General features: G+C 50.0%; 20 protein-coding genes and 1 riboswitch. Of the genes, 6 read left to right on the forward strand and 14 right to left on the reverse strand.

What is annotated here, in order from left to right:
• Positions 1 to 320: 320 nt before the first annotated feature.
• Positions 321 to 1187 (reverse strand): glutamate racemase, encoded by an 867-nt coding sequence (gene murI, locus GC128_RS17320; RefSeq protein WP_151995341.1) that lies wholly within the window; start codon positions 1185 to 1187, stop codon positions 321 to 323.
• Entirely contained in the window at positions 1132 to 2997 is a 1866-nt protein-coding gene (gene btuB, locus GC128_RS17325; protein ID WP_151995342.1) for a TonB-dependent vitamin B12 receptor BtuB, read from the reverse strand. Before btuB ends, murI begins: the two co-directional genes overlap by 56 nt.
• A gap of 67 nt (positions 2998 to 3064) precedes the next feature.
• Positions 3065 to 3240, reverse strand: a riboswitch (cobalamin riboswitch).
• Positions 3241 to 3485: 245 nt separating this feature from the next.
• On the opposite strand from btuB, the gene trmA reads away from it, so the two are divergent.
• Entirely contained in the window at positions 3486 to 4586 is a 1101-nt protein-coding gene (gene trmA / locus GC128_RS17330; RefSeq protein WP_151995343.1) for a tRNA (uridine(54)-C5)-methyltransferase TrmA, read from the forward strand.
• A gap of 45 nt (positions 4587 to 4631) precedes the next feature.
• On the opposite strand, the gene GC128_RS17335 is transcribed toward trmA, so the two are convergent.
• On the reverse strand, positions 4632 to 4988 hold the full coding sequence (locus GC128_RS17335; RefSeq protein ID WP_151995344.1) for a YijD family membrane protein: 357 nt from the start codon (positions 4986 to 4988) through the stop codon (positions 4632 to 4634).
• Positions 4989 to 5002: 14 nt separating this feature from the next.
• Positions 5003 to 5647, reverse strand: a complete 645-nt coding sequence (gene fabR, locus GC128_RS17340) for an HTH-type transcriptional repressor FabR (protein WP_151995345.1) — start codon at positions 5645 to 5647, stop codon at positions 5003 to 5005.
• Positions 5648 to 5839: 192 nt separating this feature from the next.
• Here fabR and sthA point away from each other — a divergent pair, with 192 nt between their 5' ends.
• Entirely contained in the window at positions 5840 to 7240 is a 1401-nt protein-coding gene (sthA, locus tag GC128_RS17345) for a Si-specific NAD(P)(+) transhydrogenase (protein WP_034461384.1), read from the forward strand.
• On the opposite strand, the gene oxyR is transcribed toward sthA, so the two are convergent.
• From oxyR to argC, 5 genes are all read right to left on the reverse strand, one after another.
• A complete protein-coding gene (oxyR, locus tag GC128_RS17350; RefSeq protein ID WP_151995346.1) occupies positions 7214 to 8140 on the reverse strand; it encodes a DNA-binding transcriptional regulator OxyR in 927 nt (308 codons plus the stop codon). The genes sthA and oxyR overlap by 27 nt on opposite strands.
• Positions 8141 to 8411: 271 nt before the next feature.
• Positions 8412 to 9785 (reverse strand): argininosuccinate lyase, encoded by a 1374-nt coding sequence (gene argH / locus GC128_RS17355; RefSeq protein WP_151995347.1) that lies wholly within the window; start codon positions 9783 to 9785, stop codon positions 8412 to 8414.
• 155 nt (positions 9786 to 9940) lie between these two features.
• Complete coding sequence (locus GC128_RS17360; protein ID WP_064515111.1) at positions 9941 to 11158, reverse strand: argininosuccinate synthase; 1218 nt, start codon at positions 11156 to 11158, stop codon at positions 9941 to 9943.
• Between the two features lie 30 nt (positions 11159 to 11188).
• Positions 11189 to 11965, reverse strand: a complete 777-nt coding sequence (gene argB / locus GC128_RS17365; RefSeq protein WP_120066756.1) for an acetylglutamate kinase — start codon at positions 11963 to 11965, stop codon at positions 11189 to 11191.
• A 15-nt stretch (positions 11966 to 11980) separates the two neighbouring features.
• Positions 11981 to 12985 carry an N-acetyl-gamma-glutamyl-phosphate reductase gene (gene argC, locus GC128_RS17370; protein ID WP_151995348.1) on the reverse strand — a complete coding sequence of 335 codons (1005 nt, stop codon included), beginning with the start codon at positions 12983 to 12985 and terminating at the stop codon, positions 11981 to 11983.
• A 184-nt stretch (positions 12986 to 13169) separates the two neighbouring features.
• On the opposite strand from argC, the gene argE reads away from it, so the two are divergent.
• The 3 genes from argE (at position 13170) to GC128_RS17385 (ending at position 18190) form a co-directional block, all read left to right on the forward strand.
• A complete protein-coding gene (argE, locus tag GC128_RS17375) occupies positions 13170 to 14321 on the forward strand; it encodes an acetylornithine deacetylase (RefSeq protein WP_151995349.1) in 1152 nt (383 codons plus the stop codon).
• Positions 14322 to 14562: 241 nt separating this feature from the next.
• Entirely contained in the window at positions 14563 to 17214 is a 2652-nt protein-coding gene (gene ppc, locus GC128_RS17380) for a phosphoenolpyruvate carboxylase (protein ID WP_151995350.1), read from the forward strand.
• 115 nt (positions 17215 to 17329) lie between these two features.
• Positions 17330 to 18190 (forward strand): AraC family transcriptional regulator, encoded by an 861-nt coding sequence (locus GC128_RS17385; RefSeq protein WP_151995351.1) that lies wholly within the window; start codon positions 17330 to 17332, stop codon positions 18188 to 18190.
• On the opposite strand, the gene GC128_RS17390 is transcribed toward GC128_RS17385, so the two are convergent.
• From GC128_RS17390 to GC128_RS17410, 5 genes are read right to left on the reverse strand one after another with little or no spacing between them, the layout of a single operon-like run.
• Positions 18177 to 18521: a PTS fructose-like transporter subunit IIB gene (locus tag GC128_RS17390; RefSeq protein ID WP_151995352.1), complete on the reverse strand. Its 345-nt coding sequence runs from the start codon at positions 18519 to 18521 to the stop codon at positions 18177 to 18179. The genes GC128_RS17385 and GC128_RS17390 overlap by 14 nt on opposite strands.
• A gap of 21 nt (positions 18522 to 18542) precedes the next feature.
• The gene (locus tag GC128_RS17395; RefSeq protein WP_151995353.1) at positions 18543 to 19418 is read right to left on the reverse strand and encodes a [formate-C-acetyltransferase]-activating enzyme; all 876 of its coding nucleotides are present in this window, start codon (positions 19416 to 19418) and stop codon (positions 18543 to 18545) included.
• Positions 19384 to 21681 (reverse strand): formate C-acetyltransferase, encoded by a 2298-nt coding sequence (locus GC128_RS17400; protein WP_151995354.1) that lies wholly within the window; start codon positions 21679 to 21681, stop codon positions 19384 to 19386. The genes GC128_RS17395 and GC128_RS17400 overlap by 35 nt, the downstream gene beginning before the upstream one ends.
• Positions 21682 to 21710: 29 nt before the next feature.
• A complete protein-coding gene (locus GC128_RS17405) occupies positions 21711 to 22031 on the reverse strand; it encodes a PTS fructose-like transporter subunit IIB (RefSeq protein WP_151995355.1) in 321 nt (106 codons plus the stop codon).
• Positions 22032 to 22053: 22 nt separating this feature from the next.
• Positions 22054 to 23136, reverse strand: coding sequence for a PTS fructose transporter subunit EIIC (locus GC128_RS17410; RefSeq protein WP_151995356.1), 1083 nt, complete (start codon positions 23134 to 23136; stop codon positions 22054 to 22056).
• A gap of 308 nt (positions 23137 to 23444) precedes the next feature.
• On the opposite strand from GC128_RS17410, the gene ptsP reads away from it, so the two are divergent.
• Positions 23445 to 25946, forward strand: coding sequence for a phosphoenolpyruvate--protein phosphotransferase (gene ptsP, locus GC128_RS17415; protein WP_151995357.1), 2502 nt, complete (start codon positions 23445 to 23447; stop codon positions 25944 to 25946).
• The last annotated feature ends 6 nt before the right edge of the window (positions 25947 to 25952 follow it).

The raw sequence follows: 25952 nt of genomic DNA on the forward strand, positions 1-25952 counted from the left end.
AAATGAATTACTGCTTGGTCACTCTTCAAGACTTGATATTTTTTTGATACCCGAAGGTATCTGAGATATCAATCCTGCGAGTGCCCACACAGATTGTCTGATAAATTGTTAAAGAGCAGTGAGTTAGGCGCTTTCGCTTGCTAACTCGAGGTGGCGTATATTACGCTTTCCTCTTTCAGAGTCAAGCGTTTATTTTCGCTTTTCATCTGGCTGACGGGCCGGTTTGTAAGCCGTTGTGCCGTGTCAGTGGAGGCGCAGTATAGGGATTTTCTGGAAGCTGACAACCCCTATTTTCAATTTTTATTTCAACCGTCTCTTTTTTATTCAAATTCGCTGCAAACAGCTAGTTTTTCAAGCCTTGGGAAGCCATAACGCTGCAAAACGGGTGCTAATTGAGCAATCTCTGGCGTGAGCCCCATGCAGAACGCAATATTCTCATCTGCAGATAATGCATTCGGAGATTCATGTTCTAAAAGCCATACCGTACGGCGAGCAATTGCAGCGCCTGAATCTATCAACCGAGTTCCTTCCGGCAGGACTTCCAGCAACTCTTCTTCTAATAGAGGGAAATGGGTGCAACCTAATACTACGGTATCCGGCGGCTCTTTCATTCGTAGCCATGGGCGAAGAATCTTGCGCAGTTCCTCGAGATCAACAGGATGACCGTGCAACTTGGCTTCTGCTAATTCCACCAGCTCTGCCGAGCCAAGCATTTCGATTTTGCATTCCGACGCAAAGCGTGCGACCAGTTCGTGCGTATAAGGACGGCGAACTGTACCGCGAGTCGCCAATAGGCCCACCACTCCATTAGTCGTCAGACGTGCAGCAGGCTTAATAGCTGGAACAACGCCTACAACAGGGAAAGCAAATTTCTCACGGAGGGCAGGAAGCGAAACAGTACTCGCCGTATTGCAGGCGATGATGGCGAGTGCGAGCGGGTAACGTTCCTGAACCGCAGTAACAATTTCAACTACGCGCTCAACAATGAATTCTTCGCTTTTCTCGCCGTAGGGAAATGCTACGTTATCGAAAGCATATATATAGTGCAGGTCAGGCAAAAGCTGCCGGACTTCGTCATACACAGAAAGCCCACCGACACCGGAGTCAAAAACCAGTACGGTGGGATGTGTATTAGAAGGTATAGCTGCCAGTGAGGTAGTATTCCCGTCCTGGGGTTTGATAGCCATAGACCGTCTCGTAATCTTTATCGAACAGGTTGGCGATTCTACCACGAACGGTGAGATGAGAGGTTACTGGATATGAAGCTGCAATATCCCATAGGCTCACACCACCCAATTTAACTCGCTCGGAGGTCTGAGTGTCTGGATCATATGAGACGTCATAACGGATACCCAGATAACGGTAAGCAACATTCCAGTCTAGATCCCAAAGCTGCCAATCAAGTTGATACTTCAACTGCTGTTTAGAACGTCGAGCCAGCACTTCATCCGTTTTTGTATTACGCGGGTCAACATAATCATAGGAAATTTGGTGCCCCAGTAGGCCAGTATCAAACTGTGCCGTCGCTTCAACACCTTTAATACGTGCTTCACCAATATTGTAAAAACGATAGGGGTAGGCACTCGCACTATCAATCAAGTTGTCGATATCGTTGCGATATCCCGTCACACGCCAGTTAACCGGACCGGTCAGTCCTTCAAAACCACCTTCCCACTGCTTACTTTCTTCAGGCTTGAGATCCGGGTTGCCGTAACTCGCGCTATGGATTTGACTCATAGTCGCTGCTTTAAAAGCCGTTCCGTAAGAACCAACAACTCGATATCCGTCGATGAACTCCCACGCAGCGCTAGTTTGCCAAGTGCTGTGGTTACCAAAGTTGGAGTTATCATCATTCCGCGCAGCTGCTTCCAGAGTTACTTTGTCAAACTGCTGCATTGCAGAAAAGAACACACCAGTATTGTGCTGTTCGTAGCCGTTGACCAGGTAGCCCGTTCCTGCTTGAGTTTTCTGTTTCTGCCAATCAACTCCCACACCAATATTGCCGTGGCCCACGGAAAATGTATTCAGCCACTGAGCCGTATACTGTTTTACATCATCCATAGTTGCGGAGGGAGAATAGCGGCCTTTACTCGGATCATAGTTCTGGTCTTTACTGCGACCGTAACCTGCGACCAGTTGTGACTGATAACTCCCTTGCTTGTAACGTAACCCAGTATCCCAGCTCTGGCTATAAAGCTGGCGGGTATCTGGCGTGCCATCCACCATAAAATTAGCGTCGTAGTGCTCATAACCGTCATACGCTGTGCGGTTATCATAGCCAAAACCGCGGACAAAACTGCTCAAGCTATCAGTTATATTTTGTTCAACAGAACCAAAAAGTGACTTGCTCATGAAACCGTCATGATCGGGCTGGCGAGGTGCGTCCTGCGCAGCGATATCAAATCCATGCGTATAGGTATAGTTGCCACCCAGAGTGATTTTCGTTTTATCAAATACTTGCTGGAAGGAGCCATCGTAGCTTTGATAACCCTTTGAGCCTATACCTGCTGAAATTTCCCCACCCGGTTCATCTCTACCAGTGATGATATTGATCACACCACCAATTGCATCCGAGCCATACAACGCCGAGCGCGGGCCGCGAATGTATTCAATGCGTTGTACCAACGAGACGGGGATCTGACTTAAATCTGCAACGTTGCTAATGCCAGCATTATTCAATGGAATACCATCGATCAGTACCAGTACATGACGAGATTCAGTACCACGTATAAAAGTAGAAGATGACGTGCCCAATCCCCCGCTTTGCGCAATATCCACACCAGGTAAACGCGACATAACATCAACAAGAGATTTAGCCTGCCACTTGTCGATATCCTCACGCGTTACAATCGAAGTCGGAGCCAGCACCGTATTAACCGGTTGCTGAAAACGATTTGCCGTCACCACCAGGTTTTCTTCGGAATTGCTGTCTTGCGCCCAGCCAGAAAAAGCCGTTACGGACAACGCCGTAAGCAGCGAAAGTTTTTTTAACTTCATTTATATAAGCATCCGCTTTTAAATCAAGGATGCCGCAGACATAACCGATAGCACGCGATAGTTATGCAGATTGCGACGTATACCGGCAGGTCTTCGGGCTTGGAGGCGTTCACTTCTGGATGATGACTTCCCACTTCTATAAGCAGTGTCTGCACCTGGCACTCATCCCGCTCTTCCTTACCGCTGCGCGTCAGCCCCAGAATTACACTGGGTTCCCTTTATACCCGTCGCCCTTCAAAATGCAGGGGTGTTGGCTACACTCACTCACCCGAATCACTTACTTCAGTAAGCTCATCGGGATTTGCTCGTTTGCCGCCTACCTGCATCTCGAAGTTTCTCGGGTATAACTTATAAAAAGGCCGGAAGCGCTATGCTACGATTTTGTTAATAAGCTTGTCTATAAGCATCAAAATGCAACAGCGCTGGACATCACGAGCCTAATCCCTACAATCGCCGCGTAGTTTGACTTTACTAACAGGTAGCAACTCATGACTCCAGAACATCTCCCGATAGAACTTTACGACGCGCAACTGGCCGAAAAAGTCGCCCGCTTGCAAAGCATGATGGCCCCTTTTGCAGCTCCCGCGCCGGAGGTGTTCCGTTCACCGGTCAGCCATTACCGGATGCGCGCTGAATTCCGCATCTGGCACGATGAAGACGACCTGTACCACATCATGTTTGACCAGGAAACCAAGCAACGTATTCGGGTTAATAGTTTCCCGGCAGCAAGTGAACTTATCAACGCACTAATGCCAGCAATGCTCGATGGTGTGCGCGATATTCCCGCTCTGCGTTTTAAGCTTTTCCAGATTGATTATCTGACTACCATGAGCAATCAGGCTGTGGTTTCGTTGCTTTATCATCGCAAGTTGGGTGAAGAGTGGCAGCAACACGCTGAAGCATTGCGCGATAACCTGCGTGCTCAGGGTTTCAACGTTCATTTAATTGGCCGTGCTACAAAGACCAAAATCGAGTTAGATCAGGATTTCATCGATGAGCGTTTAACCGTTGCCGGTAAAGAGATGATTTATCGCCAGGTTGAGAACAGTTTTACTCAGCCGAATGCCGCGATGAATGTTCATATGCTGGAATGGGCACTGGATGCAACTCAGGGTTCCAGGGGCGATCTGCTGGAATTGTACTGTGGTAACGGTAACTTCTCGCTGGCACTGGCGCGTAACTTTAACCGCGTACTGGCGACTGAAATCGCCAAACCATCTGTTGCTGCTGCGCAGTACAACATTGCGGCGAATGAAATTGAAAACGTGCAAATTATACGTATGGCGGCTGAAGATTTTACTCAGGCAATGAATGGCGTGCGCGAGTTCAGGCGTCTGGAAGGTATCGACCTTAAAGGCTATCAGTGCGAAACCATTTTCGTCGATCCACCGCGTAGCGGCCTGGATGCAGACACAGTGAAGATGGTGCAGGCATACCCACGTATTCTCTATATTTCTTGCAACCCGCAGACCCTATGCGAGAATCTGGAAGTATTAAACGAAACCCATAATATTTCGCGCCTGGCGCTCTTCGACCAGTTCCCGTATACGCATCATATGGAATGCGGTGTGTGGCTGACACGCAAATAGCAAAACGGACGCCTCGGCGTCCGTTTTTATTTCTGGCTAAGAATACTATTCAGTTACCTGCGCTTTACGGGCGCGAACTTTGAAACCAATCCAGAACAACAATGCGACTGAAAGCACCGCAGGCAAGAAGTTAGAGCCAATCGCCGGATACTCAGCCCGCACAACGGCGCTATATAACAAGACACCCAGCACAAAGCACGCCGCAGCAATACTTGGCAGGCCAACTGGCATCGTGCGGTTCAGATAACGTTGATGCAAGCAGTACACCGTCAGCACCAGCGTGATCATCGGGAAAATGGAAAACGGCACAACCGAGCTAAATAGCGCGGCAAACGTTCCGTTAATTGCCAGGCCTGCAATAAACGCCAGCCCGAGCGTACCTCTCTCTTGTAACTGTTTCATTGCTCTTCCTTTACTCACTCTGAAGATATTTGAGCTAATGCTACTTTCTCTTGCTCCCGGCGATACCAGTAGTACGCACCTTTTGAAATCATGCGTAACTGAAGTACCAGGCGCTCTTCAAGCTGACGACGCTGATCGGCATCAACGTCCAGCGCTTCGGCACCAGCACTAAAGACAATCGTAACCATCGCTTCCGCCTGCGCTTCAGTAAAACTGCGCGGCATGCGATTTTCGAGTTCCAGATAGTCAGCAAGTTCCGCAATAAAGTGCTGAATTTCACGGGCAACAGCGGCACGAAATGCGGCAGACGTTCCAGAACGCTCACGTAACAACAAACGAAATGCGTTGGGATTATTACCGATAAATTCCATAAATGTTGAGACAGAAGTACGAATTACGCTCCCGCCTTTGGCAATTCGCTGGCGAGCCTGGCGCATTAACTGGCGCAGCATCAGGCCGCTTTCATCAACCATTGTTAAACCCAGTTCGTCAACATCACGAAAGTGGCGATAAAACGATGTTGGCGCTATACCAGCCTCACGGGCGACTTCGCGCAAACTCAGGCTGGCAAAACTTCGTTCAGCACTTAACTGGCTAAACGCGGCTTCGACCAGAGAACGCCTGGTTCTTTCTTTTTGTTGCGCTCTTACACCCATCATATTGCCTGAATCTCTTAATCGAACTCGCACTATACCAGAGAATAACTTAACTGGTTTTATACAGGATTGTGAATGATTGTTTACGCGAGCCGCCTCGCGTAACGCAGCAAAAAGCACAAGGATAATTGGGTTATCCCGCTGTTGATGTTACCATTGTGTTGCTTTTATGTATAAGAACAGGTAAGCCTTACCATGTCACACACCTACGATTATGACGCAATAGTAATTGGTTCCGGTCCTGGCGGCGAAGGTGCCGCAATGGGGCTGGTGAAACTCGGAGCAAGGGTAGCCGTTGTTGAGCGCTACCATAACGTGGGTGGCGGTTGCACTCACTGGGGAACCATCCCCTCAAAAGCGCTGCGCCACGCAGTCAGCCGCATTATCGAATTTAACCAAAATCCTTTATATAGCGACCACACACATCTCCTCCGTTCTTCCTTCGCCGATATTCTTAATCACGCTGATAGCGTCATTAACCAACAAACTCGCATGCGCCAGAGCTTTTATGAGCGTAACCGCTGCGAGATGTTGCAGGGCGATGCACGCTTTGTAGATGCACATACTATCTCGCTGGAATGTCACGATGGTTCGGTGGAGATGATCACCGCCGAGAAGTTCATTATTGCTTGTGGCTCGCGCCCTTATCGTCCACCAGAAGTCGATTTCAGCCATCCGCGTGTGTACGACAGCGATTCCATTCTTAACCTGCATCACGAACCCCGCCACGTCATTATTTATGGCGCAGGGGTGATTGGTTGCGAGTATGCGTCGATTTTCCGTGGCATGAACGTCAAGGTTGATTTGATTAATACTCGCGATCGCCTGTTGGCGTTTCTCGATCAGGAGATGTCCGACTCGCTCTCTTACCATTTCTGGAATAGCGGCGTCGTTATTCGCCACAACGAAGAGTTTGAGAACATCGAAGGCGTGGAAGATGGCGTCATTGTCTCGCTAAAATCTGGTAAAAAAGTGAAGGCTGACTGCCTGCTTTATGCGAATGGGCGCACGGGTAATACCGATTCGCTGTCACTGGAAAATGTAGGACTGGAAGCCGATGGCCGTGGTCTGTTGAAGGTCAACAGCATGTACCAGACCGCACAGCCGCATATTTATGCCGTTGGCGATGTGATTGGTTACCCGAGCCTGGCATCAGCGGCTTACGATCAGGGCAGAATCGCGGCCCAAGCCCTGGTGAAAGGCGAAGCAACGGCGCATCTGATTGAAGATATTCCAACCGGTATTTATACCATTCCGGAAATCAGTTCCGTCGGGAAAACCGAACAGCAGTTAACGTCGATGAAGGTACCGTATGAAGTGGGTCGCGCACAGTTCAAGCATCTCGCTCGAGCGCAAATTGTCGGTATGAACGTGGGCACGCTAAAAATTCTCTTCCATCGTGAGACGAAAGAGATTTTAGGGATCCACTGCTTTGGTGAACGCGCGGCCGAAATTATTCACATCGGCCAGGCGATTATGGAGCAGAAAGGTGGTGGTAACACGATCGAGTACTTTGTTAACACCACCTTCAACTACCCGACCATGGCGGAAGCCTATCGGGTAGCGGCTTTAAACGGCTTGAACCGCTTGTTTTAACTCTGGCTCAAAATGGCCATCCATATGTGTACGGATGGCCTCTGCTAGTTGCTCATAGCGACCACGCAGTGGAGAACCCGGACGATAAACCAGGCCGATAGTACGACGCGGCTCGGGTTTATAACATGGCAGGTAAACCACGCCGTCACGACAGCGCTCGTTTGGAACTGCCAGCGCAGGTAACAATGTTATCCCACTTCCGGCTGCCACCATGTTACGCAGCGTTTCAAGGCTGGTTGCACGGAAATGCGTGTCTTCTTCAGCGCCCGCTTCAAAGCAGAAACCCAGTGCCTGATCGCGCAGACAGTGCCCGTCTTCCAGCATCAGCAGTTTTTCACCCGCAAGATCCGATAATGGCACGCGATCACGGTCCGCCCACGGGTGGTCCTGGTAAATCGCCAGCATCATTGGCTCATCAAACAGCGGCACTTCAATAAAGGCTTCGCTCTCTTTCACCAAAGCGAGAATCGCACAGTCGAGTTTCCCACTATCAAGCTGCGCTAATAGCTGATGGGTCTGCGCCTCGTGCAGGTACATTTCTAGTTTGGGAAAAGTTTTATGCAGCATCGGGATAATCTGCGGCAGCAGATAAGGCCCAACGGTTGGGATCAAGCCAATGTGCAGCGGCCCGGACATCGCCTCGCCCTGCTGACTCGCCATCTCTTTTAGGACTTTAACTTCTCGCAGCACTGTGCGAGCTTGGTCCACCAGCAACAAACCCGCCTGAGTGAACAACACTTTACGGCTGGTGCGTTCAAGCAGCATCACGCCGAGTTCATCTTCAAGTTTACGTATTTGACCGCTCAGTGTTGGCTGACTGACATGGCAGGCGTCCGCTGCCCGACGAAAGTGACGATGCTCAGCCAGCGCCACCAGGTATTCTAGATCACGAATATTCATTCTCTATCCTCCGTCGCCATGATAGCCCATGGCGATAGAAATCATAGCAACGAACGATTATCCCTATCAACCATTCATATTGAATAATAGCCATCAACAGCACAAACCATCCATGGATCGCGGTTGTGTTGTAGGGAAACCCCCTGTTCTCCGAACAAAGTACTGAAGCCAACGTGAATCATTTAGCGGACATTATGTCCGCTCTTTTTTTATCCGTTAGATACAAAAAAAGCCCGGCACAAGGCCAGGCTCATTTTATCCTGCAAAACGTTTACACCAGGCGCTGCTTCGCATCGCTAATCGCCAATGCTACCTGCTGAGGAGAAACGCCGCCTTTGGCTGAGCGCTTATCCAGGCATGATTGCAATGACAAAATGGGATAAACATCATCACCGATTGTGGCACTGAATTTCTGCAAATCAGCAAGCGGCAATGCTTCCAGCGCTTTGCCCTGGCGAATCGCTTCTACGACCGCTTCACCCACAATATGGTGCGCTTCACGGAACGGTACGCCTTTCGCTACCAGGTAATCAGCCAGTTCAGTTGCGTTGGCATAACCCTGCTCGGCAGCTTCTTTGCAGCGCGGGCGTTTAACCTGAATACCATCGAGCACCAGAACGGACATATGCAAGCAATCCATCCAGGTATCAAGCGCGTCGAACAGACCTTCTTTGTCTTCCTGCATATCTTTGTTATACGCCAGCGGCAGCCCTTTCAGGGTCATCATCATACCCGTCAGAGCACCCTGCACACGGCCACATTTGCCACGGATAAGCTCGAGCGCATCCGGGTTTTTCTTCTGTGGCATCAAGGAAGAGCCAGAGGTCACGCGGTCAGACAACTCAACAAACCCAGCTTCCCCGGTATTGAAGAAAATCAGGTCTTCTGCGAAACGGGACAGGTGAACCATACCGATGGACGCGTCAGAAAGCAGTTCAAGCACATGGTCACGGTCAGAGACGCTATCCAGGCTATTGCGCGTCGCAGATGCAAAACCTAACCAGCCAGCAAGTTGCTCACGGTCGATTTCATAGGCTGTACCAGCCAGTGCGCCGCTGCCCAGCGGGCTAACGTCGAGGCGCTCCAGCGTGCTCTGCAAACGGCTTTCATCACGCGCCAGCATTTCAACGTAAGCCAGGCACCAGTGTGCAAAAGTTACCGGCTGTGCACGTTGCAGGTGCGTATAACCCGGCATGACTGCATCCTGGTTATTCTCAGCGGTTTCAACCAGCGCATGTTGCAGTTGGCGAGTCACCCCCAACAATTCACTGATTTGCATTTTGCACCACAGTTTAAGGTCAGTGGCGACCTGGTCATTACGGCTACGGCCAGTGTGGAGTTTTTTACCCAGCGCACCGACTTTATCAATCAGTTTGCCTTCCACCCAACTGTGAATATCTTCCGCATCGCTCTCAAGGATCGCTTGCGGATTGGCCTGCACTTCTTCCAACAGGAAATTCAGTGCCTGCTCAAGCTCCTGCTGCTCAGCAACAGTCAGAACACCAACGGTAACCAGCGCTTTGGACCAGGCGACAGAACCCACAATATCTTGCTCAGCCAGTCGGTAATCAAAGCGCAATGAATCATTGAACGATTTGAAACGTTGGTCTGCTGCCTGAGTAAAACGTCCACCCCAAAGTGCCATATTGATGCTCCATTAATTAAATGATTCGACTACCGTCAGGCGTTATCGTCGAAGGCAGTTTGGACACGGCCAGCGCACAGGAACCGGAGCGTACATGAAGTACGTGAGGATTCCGAGCACTGCCCGGGTTCAAAATGACAAGTAAGATAGCCTGATTACTTCTTAAGTTCGTTTAAAGCACGAATACGTGACGACAACGAGAACAGACGGATAAAGCCGCCCGCGTGGCTGTGGTCATACACTTCATCTTCGCCGAACGTTGCGAACTCTTCGCTATACAGGCTGTTCGGAGATTTTTTCTGCTTCGCAGTGACATGGCCTTTATACAGCTCAATAATCACTTCACCGTTCACTTCTTCTGCCAGTGATTCCGCAGAAGCCTGCAGAGATTTACGCAGTGGTGCGAACCAGCGACCGTCGTAAACCACGTAAGACATTTCCAGGCCCAACTGCTCGCGCCATTTGAAGCTATCGCGATCCAGAACCAACTGCTCAACACCGCGCAGTGCAGCCATCATGATGGTGCCCCCTGGAGTTTCGTAGCAGCCACGGGATTTAATCCCTACCAGACGGTTTTCGACGATATCAATACGACCGATGCCGTGCTTAGAACCAATCTTGTTCAAGGTTTCCAGGCACTGGAACGGAGTCATCGCTTCGCCGTTTACGGCAACGACTTTGCCTTTTTTAACCGTAACGGTAACTTCTTCAGCCTGATCTGGCGCTTCTTTAGGATCAACAGTCCAGACCCAGCAATCTTTGTTCGGAGCATTCCACGGGCTTTCCAGCACGCCGCCTTCTGTTGAGATGTGCCATGCGTTTTCGTCACGGCTGTAGATTTTCTCAAGAGAAGCGGTAGTTGGAATGTCACGCTCTTTCAAGTAATCAAGCAGTGCTTCACGGGAACGCAGGTTCCACTCACGCCATGGCGCAACCACTTTCAGATGTGGAGCCAGTGCCGCCCATGCTGATTCGAAACGCACCTGGTCGTTACCTTTCCCGGTCGCACCGTGGCACAGCGCATCTGCGCCCACTTTGTTTGCCACATCCACCAGCGCTTTAGCGATAAGCGGACGCGCCATAGAAGTACCCAGTAAATAGGTGCCTTCGTACAGTGCGCCGGTCTGCAATACTGGGTAAACGTAATCACTAATGAACTCTTCACGCGCATCGACGACGTAGCATTCAGTTGCACCGGAACGCAGTGCTTTTTGCTCAACGCCTTTCAGGTCTTCACGGTCCTGGCCGATATCCACCACACATGCGACCACTTCACAGCCGCCGTAGTTTTCTTTCAGCCAGGGAATAATGGCTGAAGTATCAAGGCCGCCAGAGTATGCGAGAACGATTTTTTTGATGCCGTGATTTTGCATTGTCTTATCCTTCAAAAACTTATTTTAAAATTAAGCTAAGATCCGGGTGCCAATGGCTACACCGTTAAATAATGATGGTAACTGTTCCGCATGGCGCCAGGATGCGATATCCACCGGGCGACCCAGCGTGCGTGCTGCATCCAGCGCCGCGTTAACTTTCACTATCATGCCGTCGGTAATAATGCCCTGAGCGATTAACTGCTCAGCTTTCGCCGCCGTCATTTCTGCAATACGTTGCCCTTTGCCATCCAGAATACCGCTGACATCTGACAGCAGAATCAAATCTGCACCAAGCGTTGCGGCCAAAGCGGTCGCCGCCTGATCAGCATTCACGTTCATCAACTCACCTTCAGCAGTGACGCCAATAGAGCTGACAATCGGCAGGAAACCAGAATCTAAAAGCGTGGTAATCAGCTTAGCCGAACCCGGTTTTGCAAGCCCCACATGGCCCAGTTCTTCATCCAGTTTTGTGACCGTCACACTGTCGCCATCACCGAGGCAAAGACCGACACCATTGATGCCATGCTTTTTCGCCCACGCCAACAAGGTTTTGTTCGCCGTACCCGCCAGGGCACCGGTAATAATGTCAATCTGGTCAGCAGGCGTGACACGCAGGCCGTTTTTCTTTGTCACTGGCAACGAGAGCTTTTTCATCAACTCGTCCACCAGGCAACCGCCACCGTGCACAATCACCAGCGGGCGTTGGTGGGATTCGCGATAGTTCACCAGCGCCGTAAACAGGCGCTCGAGCGCTTCTTCGCTATCGAGCAGTACGCCGCCTAATTTGATAATTAATGGATTCATCATGTCACCCGGCATCAATTAAATAAGAGACTGCGTTTCGGCAAAGCCAAAACGAATATTCAGGCATTGCACAGCCTGAGCTGATGCGCCTTTCAGAAGATTGTCTTCCGTGGCGACGACAATCAGATGTTCACCCTGCACCGCAAAACCGATATCGCAGAATGGTAACCCAACCACATTTTTCAGTGCCGGCACGCCTTTGTCATACAGACGTACCAGTGGTTTATCTTGATATGCCTGGTTAAAAGCATCGGCAACTTGCTGCTGCGTCACACCCACATTCAGGCGGCAGGTAATGGTTTCCAGAATCCCACGCGGGAAATTGCCCAGGTGAGGTGTGAAAATCACCGGAGTACCAAGATGCGTCGAAATTTCTGGATGATGGCGATGATTAAAAATGCCATACGGTTGCAAGCTGACTTCGCAGAAACTGTTGGAAATCGCGGCCTTACGCCCTGCTCCACTAACACCGCTGGTTGCGTTAATCACTGGCCACTGCGTCAAATCCAGCAACCCGGCATCAATCAGCGGTTTTAACGCCAGTTGCGCCGCAGTCGGATAGCAGCCAGGGACTGAGATCAAACTGGTTTCTTTCAGTTTGTCGCTCTGCCATTCAGCAAGGCCATACACCGCCTGCTCCAGCAGTTCCGGATGTTGATGGGTAAAACCGTAATAGCGCTGATAGAACTCAGCATCGTTAACGCGGAATGCACCAGAAAGGTCGATAACGACACAGCCTTTTGCCAGGAATTGTGGCGCCAGATCGTGGCTCACTTCATGGGCAGTTGCGAGGAACACAACATCGACACCGTCAGTAAATTCGCTGATATCCGACATCGCCTGTAACGGCATGTCGACAATACCTTTTAATTGCGGATGCAATTCAGATATCAATTTTCCTGCGTCATTACTTTGCGCTGAAACCATCAATGCGGTTATGTTCATATGAGGATGGCGATTCAAATAGTTCACAAGCTCTGCGCCTGCATAACCGCTGGCACCAACAATCAGCGTATTCAACATCTCGGCTGTACACCTTCTTAGGTTGTGTCTGCTAAAGGTGCCAGCTGGTAAGCCATCACCCAACGTATAATTACGTGGTTAAATCCACCGGAACCTGGGGTTCCCTTACGGCAGCTAATATTGTATTTTTATTCAATATAACTGCATGATTATGTATACCAACCCGAGCTAAGGCCTGTCAACAGTGAAGATGAAATTACCTCCTTTTATCGAGATTTACCGCGCGTTGATCGCGACTCCTTCCATCAGCGCCACCGACAGCGCGTTGGATCAGAGCAATGAGTCTTTAATCAATTTATTGGCTGGATGGTTCCGCGACCTGGGCTTCAATGTAGAAGTACAACCGGTTCCTGGTACGCGCAATAAATTCAATATGCTGGCGAGTACCGGAAACGGTGCTGGTGGCTTACTGCTGGCAGGGCATACCGATACGGTGCCGTTTGATGATGGCCGCTGGACACGCGACCCGTTCACGCTGACCGAACACGAAAACAAGCTGTACGGTCTCGGCACAGCCGACATGAAAGGGTTCTTTGCCTTTATTCTTGATTCATTGCGTGATGTCGATGTGACGAAGCTTAAAAAGCCACTCTATATTCTGGCAACAGCTGATGAAGAAACGACGATGACGGGCGCTCGCTATTTCTCTGAGACAACCCATATTCGTCCGGACTGCGCCATCATTGGTGAACCAACCTCTTTGCAGCCAGTCCGCGCACATAAAGGCCATATCTCTAATGCGATTCGTATTCTTGGCCAGTCCGGCCACTCCAGCGATCCTGCCCGCGGCGTAAATGCTATCGAGCTGATGCACGATGCAATTGGCCATATCATGTCGCTGAAGAACACCCTGAAAGAGCGTTACCATCACGATGCTTTCACCGTGCCGTATCCAACGCTAAACCTCGGTCATATCAGCGGTGGCGATGCAGCCAACCGTATTTGTGCCTGTTGCGAACTGCATATGGATATTCGCCCGCTGCCGGGGCTGACATTAAACGATCTAAACGGTTTGCTTAACGAAGCGCTGGAACCGGTGAGCCAGAAATGGCCGGGTCGCCTGACGATTTCTGAACTACACCCGCCAATTCCTGGCTATGAATGCGCCAAAGATCATCAGTTGGTGCAAGTGGTTGAGAAATTACTCGGCGCGCAAACGGAAGTGGTGAACTACTGCACCGAAGCGCCATTTATTCAGACTCTTTGCCCGACATTGGTACTTGGCCCTGGTTCCATCAACCAGGCGCACCAGCCGGATGAATACATCGAAACACGTTTTATCGAGCCAACTCGCAAACTGATTACTCAGGTAGTGCATCATTTTTGCTGGCATTGAAAAATAGCGTGTATGGGGGTTTTGCCCCCTTTTTAAGCTACTTTTTAGCGGATCCTCATAAGAAACGCTTATCTACGAAGTTAGTAATTAAATTTCATGAATTAGCGCAATTTATTCGTTTGCTGAAACGATTTCGTAGCAATTGACGAAATCAGACTTACGTGGCTTTATAAAGACGGTGTTGAACCTTCACGGGTGAAATTAAATTACATATTAGATTGGATAGGGTGTCTGGGGTCATATGAACGAACAGTATTCCGCTTTGCGAAGTAATGTCAGTATGCTCGGCAAGTTGCTCGGGGATACCATCAAGGATGCGTTAGGTGAAAACATTCTTGACCGCGTAGAAACAATCCGCAAATTGTCAAAGTCTTCACGGGCTGGCAATGAGGCAAACCGCCAGGAGCTGCTAACCACGTTACAGAACCTGTCTAACGATGAACTACTCCCTGTAGCCCGTGCATTCAGCCAATTCTTGAATCTGGCCAACACCGCCGAGCAATATCACAGCATTTCAGCCAATGGCGAAGCCGCCAGCAATCCCGAAGTTATCGCTAAGACACTCCAAAAATTAAAAAACCAGCCGGACCTTAGTGAAGCCGCCATTCGTGATGCTGTTGAGTCTCTGTCACTGGAATTAGTTCTGACCGCACACCCAACCGAAATCACCCGTCGCACCCTGATTCACAAACTGGTTGAAGTAAATAGCTGCCTCAAGCAACTCGACCACAGCGACATCGCCGATTATGAGCGCAACCAGATTATGCGCCGTCTGCGCCAACTGGTCGCTCAGGCATGGCACACCGATGAAATCCGTAAGCACCGCCCTTCCCCTGTAGATGAAGCAAAATGGGGCTTTGCGGTAGTAGAAAACAGCCTGTGGGAAGGGGTTCCAAACTACCTGCGGGAGCTCAACGAGCAACTAGAAGACAACCTGAATTACAAACTGCCGGTGGATTTTGTTCCGGTACGTTTCACTTCATGGATGGGGGGCGACCGCGACGGCAACCCGAACGTGACTGCTGATATTACCCGTCACGTTCTGCTGCTAAGCCGCTGGAAAGCAACCGACCTGTTCCTGCGCGATATTCAGGTGCTGATTTCCGAACTCTCGATGGTGGAATGTACGCCTGAGCTGAGTGAACTGGCTGGCCCAGACGCTGCACAAGAACCGTATCGCTGCATCATGAAAGGCGTTCGTCAGCAATTATTGGCGACACAAGCCTGGCTGGAAGCTCGCCTGAAAGGCCAGCGTCTGCCAAAACCTGAAGGTTTGTTAACCCAAAACGAACAGCTTTGGGACCCGCTCTATGCGTGTTACCAGTCGCTGCAAGCGTGCGGAATGGGCATTATCGCCAACGGTCAGTTGCTTGATACCCTGCGCCGCGTGAAAAGCTTCGGCGTGCCATTAGTACGCATTGATGTGCGCCAGGAAAGTACTCGTCATACCGAAGCACTCGGCGAAATGACGCGTTACCTGGGCATTGGCGATTACGAAAGCTGGTCTGAAGCCGACAAACAAGCGTTCCTTATCCGCGAGCTGAATTCAAAACGCCCTCTGCTGCCACGCCAGTGGGAGCCGAGCGATGACACCCGCGAAGTGCTGGAAACCTGCAAAGTGGTTGCCGAAGCACCGCGTGGTTCTATCGCTGCGTATGTTATCTCCATGGCGAAAACGCCTTCTGACGTGCTGGCCGTTCATCTGCTACTCAAAGAAGCTGGCTGTACTTTCGCTCTGCCTGTTGCACCACTATTTGAAACGCTCGACGACCTGAACAACGCCGATGACGTCATGACTCAGTTGCTGAACATCGACTGGTATCGCGGCTTTATTCAGGGCAAACAGATGGTCATGATTGGCTATTCTGACTCTGCGAAAGATGCAGGCGTGATGGCGGCATCCTGGGCGCAATACCAGGCTCAGGACGCACTGATCAAAACCTGCGAGAAAGCCGGAATCACCCTGACGCTGTTCCACGGACGCGGTGGTTCTATTGGCCGTGGCGGTGCGCCTGCGCACGCTGCTCTGCTTTCTCAACCACCGGGCAGCCTGAAAGGTGGTCTGCGTGTGACCGAGCAAGGCGAGATGATTCGCTTTAAATACGGCCTGCCCGAAATCACCATCAGCAGCCTGTCGCTCTACACCAGCGCGATTCTGGAAGCCAACCTTCTGCCGCCGCCAGAGCCGAAGAAAGAGTGGAAACATATCATGGAGGATCTGTCAGTGACCTCCTGTGATATGTACCGTGGATATATCCGCGAAAATGAAGACTTCGTGCCGTACTTCCGTTCGGCAACACCGGAGCTGGAACTGGGTAAACTGCCGCTGGGCTCACGCCCTGCGAAGCGTAAACCTAACGGTGGCGTTGAGTCTCTGCGTGCTATCCCATGGATCTTCGCCTGGACGCAAAACCGCCTGATGCTGCCAGCCTGGCTGGGTGCCGGCGCTGCGCTACAAAAAGTGGTGGAAGATGGCAAACAAGACGTGCTGGAAACCATGTGCCGCGACTGGCCATTCTTCTCTACACGCCTCGGCATGCTAGAAATGGTGTTCGCCAAAGCTGACCTGTGGCTTGCGGAATACTACGACCAGCGCCTGGTGAAACCAGAACTGTGGGGTCTTGGCACACAGTTGCGTGACCAACTGGAAGCTGACATCAAAGTGGTTCTGGATATCGCCAACGATTCGCACCTGATGGCTGACCTGCCATGGATTGCCGAGTCCATCCAGCTACGTAACATCTACACCGACCCATTGAACGTGTTGCAGGCCGAATTGCTGCATCGTTCACGCAAGTCTGAAGAGAAGGGCGAAGAGCCAGATGCCCGTGTAGAACAAGCATTGATGGTGACGATTGCAGGTGTTGCAGCAGGTATGCGTAACACTGGCTAACGACTTCATTCCTCATTCAAACCTCGCTACGGCGAGGTTTTTTGTTTTTACTGATGCGCAAAACAGTACCAATGTGGCACCATAACTTATCCCTATTAACCCGCTGCGGCCCACCATGAATTACGACGTAAGCCAAATTCTTTCACGCCTGCTGAACAGCCCATCGGGCATTCAGCACATCTGGTTTGCTGATAACCAGGTTGCCCCATCGGAGCTTGCATATCAGGTTGATTTCCCAAGGATTGAAGTGGTGTTGGATGGTGTTTTAATGGATGCCTGTGACGCAGGTATGCCCGCCAGGCTTGAGCAACATGATGTGCTTTACGTTCCGGCAAAGTGCTGGAATAACCCACAATGGAATACGCCAGTTACAACGTTAAGTATTTTGTTTGGTAAGCAGCAGCTTGGGTTCAGCATTCTGCAATGGGATGGTGTGGCTTTTAAAACACTAGGCAAACAGAACGTTGCTCGCCGCGGGCCACGAATCGGCTCATTTTTGCTACAGGCGCTTAACGAACTAGTGATGCAGCCTCACGATCAGCAAACGGCGCGGTTTATCGTCAGCAGTATTCTCAGCCATTGCACTGACCTGCTTGGCAGCCAGATCCAGACAGCATCTCGCAGCCAGGCATTATTCGAAGCTGTACGTGAATATATTGATGAAAAATATGCCGAGCCACTGACCAGAGAATCCGTCGCGCAGGCGTTTTACATCTCACCCAACTATCTTTCACACCTGTTCCAGAAAACTGGTGCAGTGGGCTTTAATGAATACCTTAACTACACCCGCCTCGAACATGCCAAAACGTTGCTTAAACGCTACGATCTGAAAGTTAAGGAAGTGGCTCACGCCTGCGGATTTATCGACAGTAACTATTTTTGCCGCCTGTTTAGAAAGAATACGGACAGATCACCGTCTGAATATCGACGCCAATATCATAGCCAGTTGACCGAAAAATCAATCAATTCAGAATGATGTGTGTGTGTTGCGGAGTACCAAAGATTCGTCGCACTGCGGACATCGTTTTTTGCGGCTCCCGAAGGAATGCATTAATACCGGTTTGTACGCAACGGCAATGAGTGAAGCGTGTTGCTCCCGCCAGTTCAATATCAGTAATTAGCAATACTACATCGGCTTGCTCAATATCCATTTGGGTCAGTTCGTTTTCAATTCCCAGCGCTCCCTGAGTCTCTATTTTTACTGACCATTTTTCTTGCTGGCAGAGTTTTTCGAGCCGTTCGGCAGCCATATAGGTGTGAGCGACACCGCTGACACATGCCGTTACTGCAACCAGATGTCGAGTCATCCTCACGCTCCTCCATTAAGGCTAGCCACCCATTGTCACACGGAAACCGGCATTTTCTGCCATCTGTTGCAACGGGGCGATATCTGATACGCCAGGTGGCGCAATACCCTTCATATTCCATGACCGACCCAGTAACTGATATTTCGGCTCACCGTACTGATGGAATGGAAGTAAATGAAGATCGGTAAGTTTTAATGGAGCCAGGAACTTCAAGATCTCCAACATATTACCTCTTTCAAGAGTGTAGCCGGGTATCAGCGGAACCCGTGGAATCACATGAATTCCAGACTCCACCAGCATCTTTAGGTTCTTCAGAACCCTGGGCTGGTTGATGTTCAGCACTGATTTTGCCTTTTCACTGTCCATAATCTTCACATCGAACAACACTTCATCACACTGCTTTGCCAGAGCAAGAAGTTTCTCAGGAGCGGCATCACCGGCCGTCTCAATAGCGGTATGAATACCTAACAATTTTAGACGTTCTAAAAATCGCGTAGCAAAAGCGGCCTGCATCAAAACTTCCCCGCCAGAAAGCGTTACTCCACCACCTGAAGAACGGAAGAAAACGTCGTCTTTAAGCACCTCTTTTTCCAGCTGAGCCAGAGAGTAATCGTGACCGATTCTTTCCATGGCGCCAGAAGGGCATTCATCTGCATCATTCAGACAGGCTGAGCAATGCAGACACTTTGACAATCGTCTTACGGTTTCAATTTTCCCGGAGATAGACTCCGGGTTAGCGCACCATGGACAGTAATGTGGGCAACCTTTAAAAAAAACTACTGTACGGATTCCATGACCATCATTTAGAGAGTAGCGCTGAATATTGAAGATCCGTGCTTTTATTGCATCGTCTTCAATAACTTCACAGTTGATGCGCTGTACGGCGGATAATGTCATCCTGAATCTCCTTCGACAGCTCAACAAAGAAGGCGCTGTATCCCGCAACCCGAACTACCAATCCAGCGAAATCCTGCGGGCGTAGTTGAGCCTCACGAAGGGTTTCGGCATTCACGACGTTGAATTGAATATGCTGCAATTTAAGCTTCGTGAACGCGCCAATGAAATCTGCCAGTTTATGAAGCCCAGCATCACCTTCCAGCGTGCTGGGAGTGAATTTGACGTTCAACAACGTACCGTTGGAGAGTAAATAATTATCCAATTTACTGACCGATTTCAGCACCGCCGTTGGCCCCTGACAGTCCTGGCCCAGCATTGGAGATAAACCACCATCAGCCAATTGCTCACCCGCATAACGCCCGTCAGGAGTGGCGCCGACGACGGCTCCCAATGGCACATGGGCTGAAACGGTGTAAGAGCCTGGAGTAAAATATCCGCCGCGTGGATTACGATACTTCTCTATCTCTTTACAGTAGAAACGCAGCAGATCAGCACTAATGTTGTCTACTTCATCAATATCGTTGCCGTACTTCTCGAAACGGTTCATCAACCGTGCGCGTATTTTTTCCCCTTCAGGGGTAGCAAAATTCTCTTTCAATACCGCCAGAAGCTCATCAAAACTTAAGCGTTGCTGTTCAAACACCATGCCATTTAGGGCATATAGCGAATCACTCAAGTTAGCGATACCTATCCCTTGAACACCAGAGAAATTATAACGGGCACCACCCTCAGTAATGTCTTTACCATGGGAAAGACAATCATCGATAAACGATGAAAGCAGCGGAACAGGCGCCCAATCACGGTGGCCGATATCACAAATGTTACTGCCCTCAACCATCAGCTTGATGTAGTGGCGGATTTTGTCACGGATTTGCTGCAACAAATTCTGATAATCCAGTTCGCTGTTCCCTTCGTTCTCCAGCAGCACAATTTCCATGACCTTCAAAAGATTGAACATGGCAATATCATGCAAACCGTAGGTTCTCCCAGGAATTGATAGCTCCACACATCCAACAACGGCGTAATCACGAGCATCCTCAAGCGACACTCCCCGATTAAGGAAAGCAGGCACCACAACTTCGTCATTAAAAATTTGTGGAATCCCGGTTCCCAGCCGCACAGTTTCAGCTGTTTTTAGCAAGAAGGGGCGGTCAATCAGTTCATTCACGCGCACCCCAAGATTCGGCTGCGGCAGTTGAATACTCTGGTAGGCATCCAGACACAAGAAGGAGAGTACATTTACCGCGCTACGCCCATTTTCCGTAAGACCACCAAGCAAAATGGTGTATCCCGTTGGGAAGCCGGCGAAATAACGGGCGCTACTGGTGGAACGCAGCAGGACGATGTCGTTACATTTCACCCACAGCGATTCCAACAGTTCGCGTAGGAATGCCGGACTTTCGCCGCGATTAAGCGAGGCCTGATAAAATGGCAGCATGTACTGATCAAATCGGCCAAGCGATAGTGAACTGGCGTTGGATTCATACTGCAAAATGATATTCATGTACCAAAACAGCTGACATGCCTGCCAGAAATCTTCTGGTCCGGAAACTGCGTTGTGGCGAGAAATCTCGGCGATTTTCTGTAACTCATCGCGACGACAGGTGTCTGTGCATTCTGTAGCCAACGTCTCAGCCAGCTCGGCATAGCGCAAGATATGTCGCTGTGAAGCTTCCAGTAATATCAATGCCGCTTGATAGAAGTGATTTCCTGGTGCTTGCTGGCAATGCTCACGCAATTCCACCACCAACTTACCCAACCCATTTTGCAGCAGACGCGGGTAATCAATAATGATATGCCCCTGCCCTTTATCGGTCTGGTTGACGCTAAAAATTTGCGTTTTTACTGCCGCTTTGACTTCATCCGTCATCTGGCTATTGATGAAGTCTTTCATTGAGCGTTTTTCCCAGTAAGGATAAAGCTGTTCGCGGTATAGCTCTTTATCCTTCTCACTAATCTCAAAACGGTCTTGTGGGCGAGTCGAAAACTGCTCCAACTCTTTAAGCAGCCAGTAAGGGTCCATCTCCGGTGACATAATCCCGGCACGCGGTTTCACGGTTCGATTACCCGCGATCAACTCATCATCACGAATCGCTATCTGCACATTATCCAGAATGGATGCTGTTGCCTTAGCGCGGCGTAACAACATATGTTCACCTTCTGTTGTACGGTGGCTAGCGGTATACAACATGGCGCGTTCCAGCGAAATTTCTCGCGGCTGGGCAAACAGTGCTAATTTCAGGCGTTCGATACGATGAGTCATGATGTGTTCCTTACTGGTCATTCAAAGGCTCAGGCGATTTGCGCCAGATGAGCTTCAATTTTGCTCATGATGGCGTCAGCACGTTTCACCGCATCGCTAATGTTGACACGCACAATGGTTTTGCCGGCAAAGCGCTCTTCCATTTTGATGCCAATATCTTTGGTCAAAATCACCATATCAGCACTGGCAACATCTGCGGCACTCAGTTCATTTTCAAGACCAATAGAACCCTGGGTTTCCACCTTCACTTCCCAGCCTTTTGCTTTGGCTGCACTTTCCAGTGCTTCGGCAGCCATATAAGTATGTGCAACACCTGATGGGCAAGCGGTAACAGCAATAATCTTAGTCATGGTTAATTCCTTTTCGGCTCAATCAGTTAATTTCAAAATCCAGATCCAAATCATCTTCCGCTTTCGCTGGCATATCAGGTTGTTTTTTACGGGCAAAGGTTTTCAACAGGTTCACGCTAACTGCCGTAACAACCGCGCCTACCAATAACGCCACGATAAAACCAAACTTGCCTTCAACAACCGGTAGCACGATTAACCCACCCCAACCTGCGTAGCATTGTGCTCCCATCAACGCAGCGGTAACCGTTCCGCATACAGAACCCAGCATGATGGAAGGAATAACGCGTAACGGGTCCGCAGCAGCGAATGGAATAGCCCCTTCAGTCACACCAACACAGCCCATAACCACCGCCGCTTTACCCGCTTCACGCTCTTCTCCGGTAAAGTTTTTACGGTTCATGAGCGTTGCCAGGCCAAGACCCAGAGGTGGAACAGCAATACCGACAGCAGCAATAGCCACTACGCTATACACGCCCTGTGCTACGCAAATCAGCATAAAAGCATAAGCAACTTTGTTAACCGGGCCGCCCATATCAAACGCCAACATCAGCCCCATAATCACCGCCAGAACAACGATGCTGCCTTGCTGCATCCCTTGTAACCAATGGGTTAGATTGCTGGTTAATGTACCGACAGGTTCGCCCAGACCCCACATCATGATGCCCGCAGTAATAAAAGTGCCAATAATAGGAATGACAAAGATAGGCATCACCGAGCGCAGTATTTTTGGTACGGGGATTCTCTTGAGGTAGAAGACAACAATGCCACCGATGATCCCCGCAATAATCGCCCCGAAGAAACCAGCACCAAAACTGTTACCGACCCAGGCACCAATCGCACAAGGCGCCAGCGCCGCGCGTTCTGCAATGGAATAACCGATGTAAGCCGCAAGGAAAGGCACCATCAGCGTTAAACCAGCCACGCCAATATCGAATAGTTTTTTCAGGTTGGGATCGTTGAACGCATCTGGTACCGCGCCTTTGCCATACAGCATGACGGAAACAGCCAGCAAAATACCGCCTGCAACCACGAATGGAATCATATGCGACACGCCTGTCATTAGATGCTGCCGCGTATTTTTGAGGATCTGGACCAACTCTTTCATAAAGCACTCCTGGCCTAAGCGGCTCATGTCCTGAATATTGGGGACACAATAGGCAATCCCGTCGTTGGCAGACAGTGGACAAAAATGCCATTTACTGGATTTTTGTAATGCTTAAGGAAAAATGAGATCCGTCTCAAAAGTTAGAGTTAATGGCCTCACTATTAACTAAGGCTGGTTTTGTGAGATATCTCGCAAATAAAACCAGACAATACATTTGTCCAGCTTTTGACAGTTTTGTCCCGTGGCGACTCCCGATGAAGGGCTCTTATCCTGTAGCCATTGTTGAGAGTTAGCTCAGGAGAACGTCTATGGCACTGGTTATAAATTTCCGTTGTGACTTACCCAACGGGGTACATGCCCGCCCAGCCAGTCATGTTGAAACACTGTGCAATCAGTTTTCTTCGACTGTTGAATGGATTAACTTGCGCACAGAGCGCCGTGGAAATGCCAAGAGTGCATTGGCACTTATTGGTACGGGGACGTTAAAAGGAGACGACTGCCAGTTACTGATCGCAGGCAGTGATGAAGAAGGAGCCTTCAACAGGCTTTCCGTTTTCATGCAGGACGAATTCCCTCACTGTGATGCTCCTCTACCAGAAACGCACAATAGTGAAACTGCACCGATTCCTGAATCCCTCGCACGCCTGAATCCCACGCTGTTTCATGCAAATCCGGTTTGTGGCGGAAGTGCCAGTGGCACACTGATACAACTCGCTTCCCTCGATTTAAACAAACTGGGAGAGTTACCGGCGGCAGGAAATATTGATGAAGAGCAGGAGAAACTTGAGAGTGGGCTCGAAAAATTACTGAAAACCATTAATCTCCAGTTACTAGGAAATGACGGCACAGCGAGCGCTATTCTTGAAGCTCACCGTTCTTTGGCAAGCGATGCTTCATTGCGCACTCTGCTTCTGGAACATATCCATAATGGTGCCAGCTGTGCCGCTGCTGTGGTAAAAACAGCAGAACACTTTTGTAATCAATTTTCCCAGTCAGGCAGTGCTTATCTGGAAGAGCGTGTGCTTGATGTTCGGGATGTCTGTTTCCAACTACTGCAACATATCTATGGGGAACAGCGCTTCCCAGCACCTGGCAAGCTTCAGCAAGCCGCTATCTGTTTAGCTGATGAAATTACGCCGAGCCAGTTTCTTGAGCTGGATAAAACCCTACTCAAAGGTCTCCTGTTACGTAGTGGCGGAACCACCTCTCACACGGTCATTCTTGCTCGATCATTTAATATTCCAACTTTGGTGGGCGTTGATATCGACGCACTCACGCCGTGGTTGCAACAAACAGTGCAGATTGACGGTGATCTTGGTTTGGTCGTGGTAAATCTTAGCGAAGCGGTAAAACGCTATTACCAGCAAGAAGCTTATGTGCAGCAAGTCCTACGCAGTCAGCAAAAAGTCTGGCTCAACCAACAAGGACGTACTGCTGATGGTCTTCGTCTGGAAGTGGCAGCAAACATTGCTCATTGCGTTGAGTCGGCTCCGGCATTTAATAACGGAGCAGAGGCTGTGGGCCTGTTTCGGACTGAAATGCTATACATGGACCGCGCTCATGCCCCTTCCGAGGATGAGCTTTACAACATTTATTGTCAGGCGTTGGAAGGGGCAAACGGGCGCAGCATTATTGTGCGCACAATAGATATCGGCGGCGACAAGCCGGTGGATTACCTGAATATCCCTGCAGAAAACAATCCATTCCTCGGCTATCGCGCCGTACGTATTTATCAGGAATACCTGTCACTTTTCCACATTCAGTTGCGCTCAATTTTGCGGGCATCTGCACATGGATCGTTAAAAATCATGATCCCGATGATCTCCTCAATGGAAGAGATCTTGTGGGTTAAAGATCAACTCGCGGAAGTGAAGCAGTCACTACGCAGCAAACATATCCCATTTGATGAAAAAATCTCCTTAGGCATCATGCTTGAAGTGCCATCGGTGATGTTCATCATCGACCAATGCTGCGAAGAAATTGATTTCTTTAGTATTGGCAGCAACGACCTGACGCAATATCTACTGGCCGTTGACCGTGACAATGCGAAGGTCACCCGTCATTACAACAGCCTGAACCCTGCTTTCTTACGTGCTCTGGATTACGCCGTGCAGGCAGTGCATCGCCAGGGGAAATGGATTGGGCTATGTGGCGAGCTGGGAGCAAAAGGCTCAGTTTTGCCTCTGCTTGTGGGTCTGGGACTTGATGAAATCAGCATGAGTGCACCATCCATACCCGCAACAAAGGCACGTCTGGCCCAGCTCGACAGCCGAGCCTGTCGCCAGTTGCTTAATCAGGCGATGGCGTGTCGCACTTCTCTTGAAGTCGAACACTTATTGGCGCAATTCCGTATGACTCAGCAGGATGCACCGTTGATCACAACTCAGTGCATCTCCCTTGATAACAACTGGGGCAGCAAAGAAGAGGTCATTAAGGGAATGACCGATAACCTACTTATCGCTGGGCGCTGTCGTTACCCACGCAAACTTGAGGCCGATTTATGGGCGCGGGAAGCCGTGTTTTCGACAGGTCTGGGCTTTAGCTTCGCTATTCCGCACAGTAAATCAGAACATATCGAACAATCGACGATTAGCGTCGCTCGGCTCCCTGCCCCCGTTCAGTGGGGAGACGATGAGGCACAATTTATCATTATGTTGACGCTAAATAAGCATGCGGCAGGCGACCAGCATATGCGAATTTTCTCCCGCCTTGCGCGCCGCATCATGCATGCAGAATTCCGTGACTCCTTGGTAAATGCCACAAATGGCGAAGCCATCGCGGTTCTGCTAGCCCGTGAACTGGAACTGTAACCCACC

Source organism: Buttiauxella massiliensis, from assembly GCF_902500225.1.
In the GTDB taxonomy this organism is placed as follows: domain Bacteria; phylum Pseudomonadota; class Gammaproteobacteria; order Enterobacterales; family Enterobacteriaceae; genus Buttiauxella; species Buttiauxella massiliensis.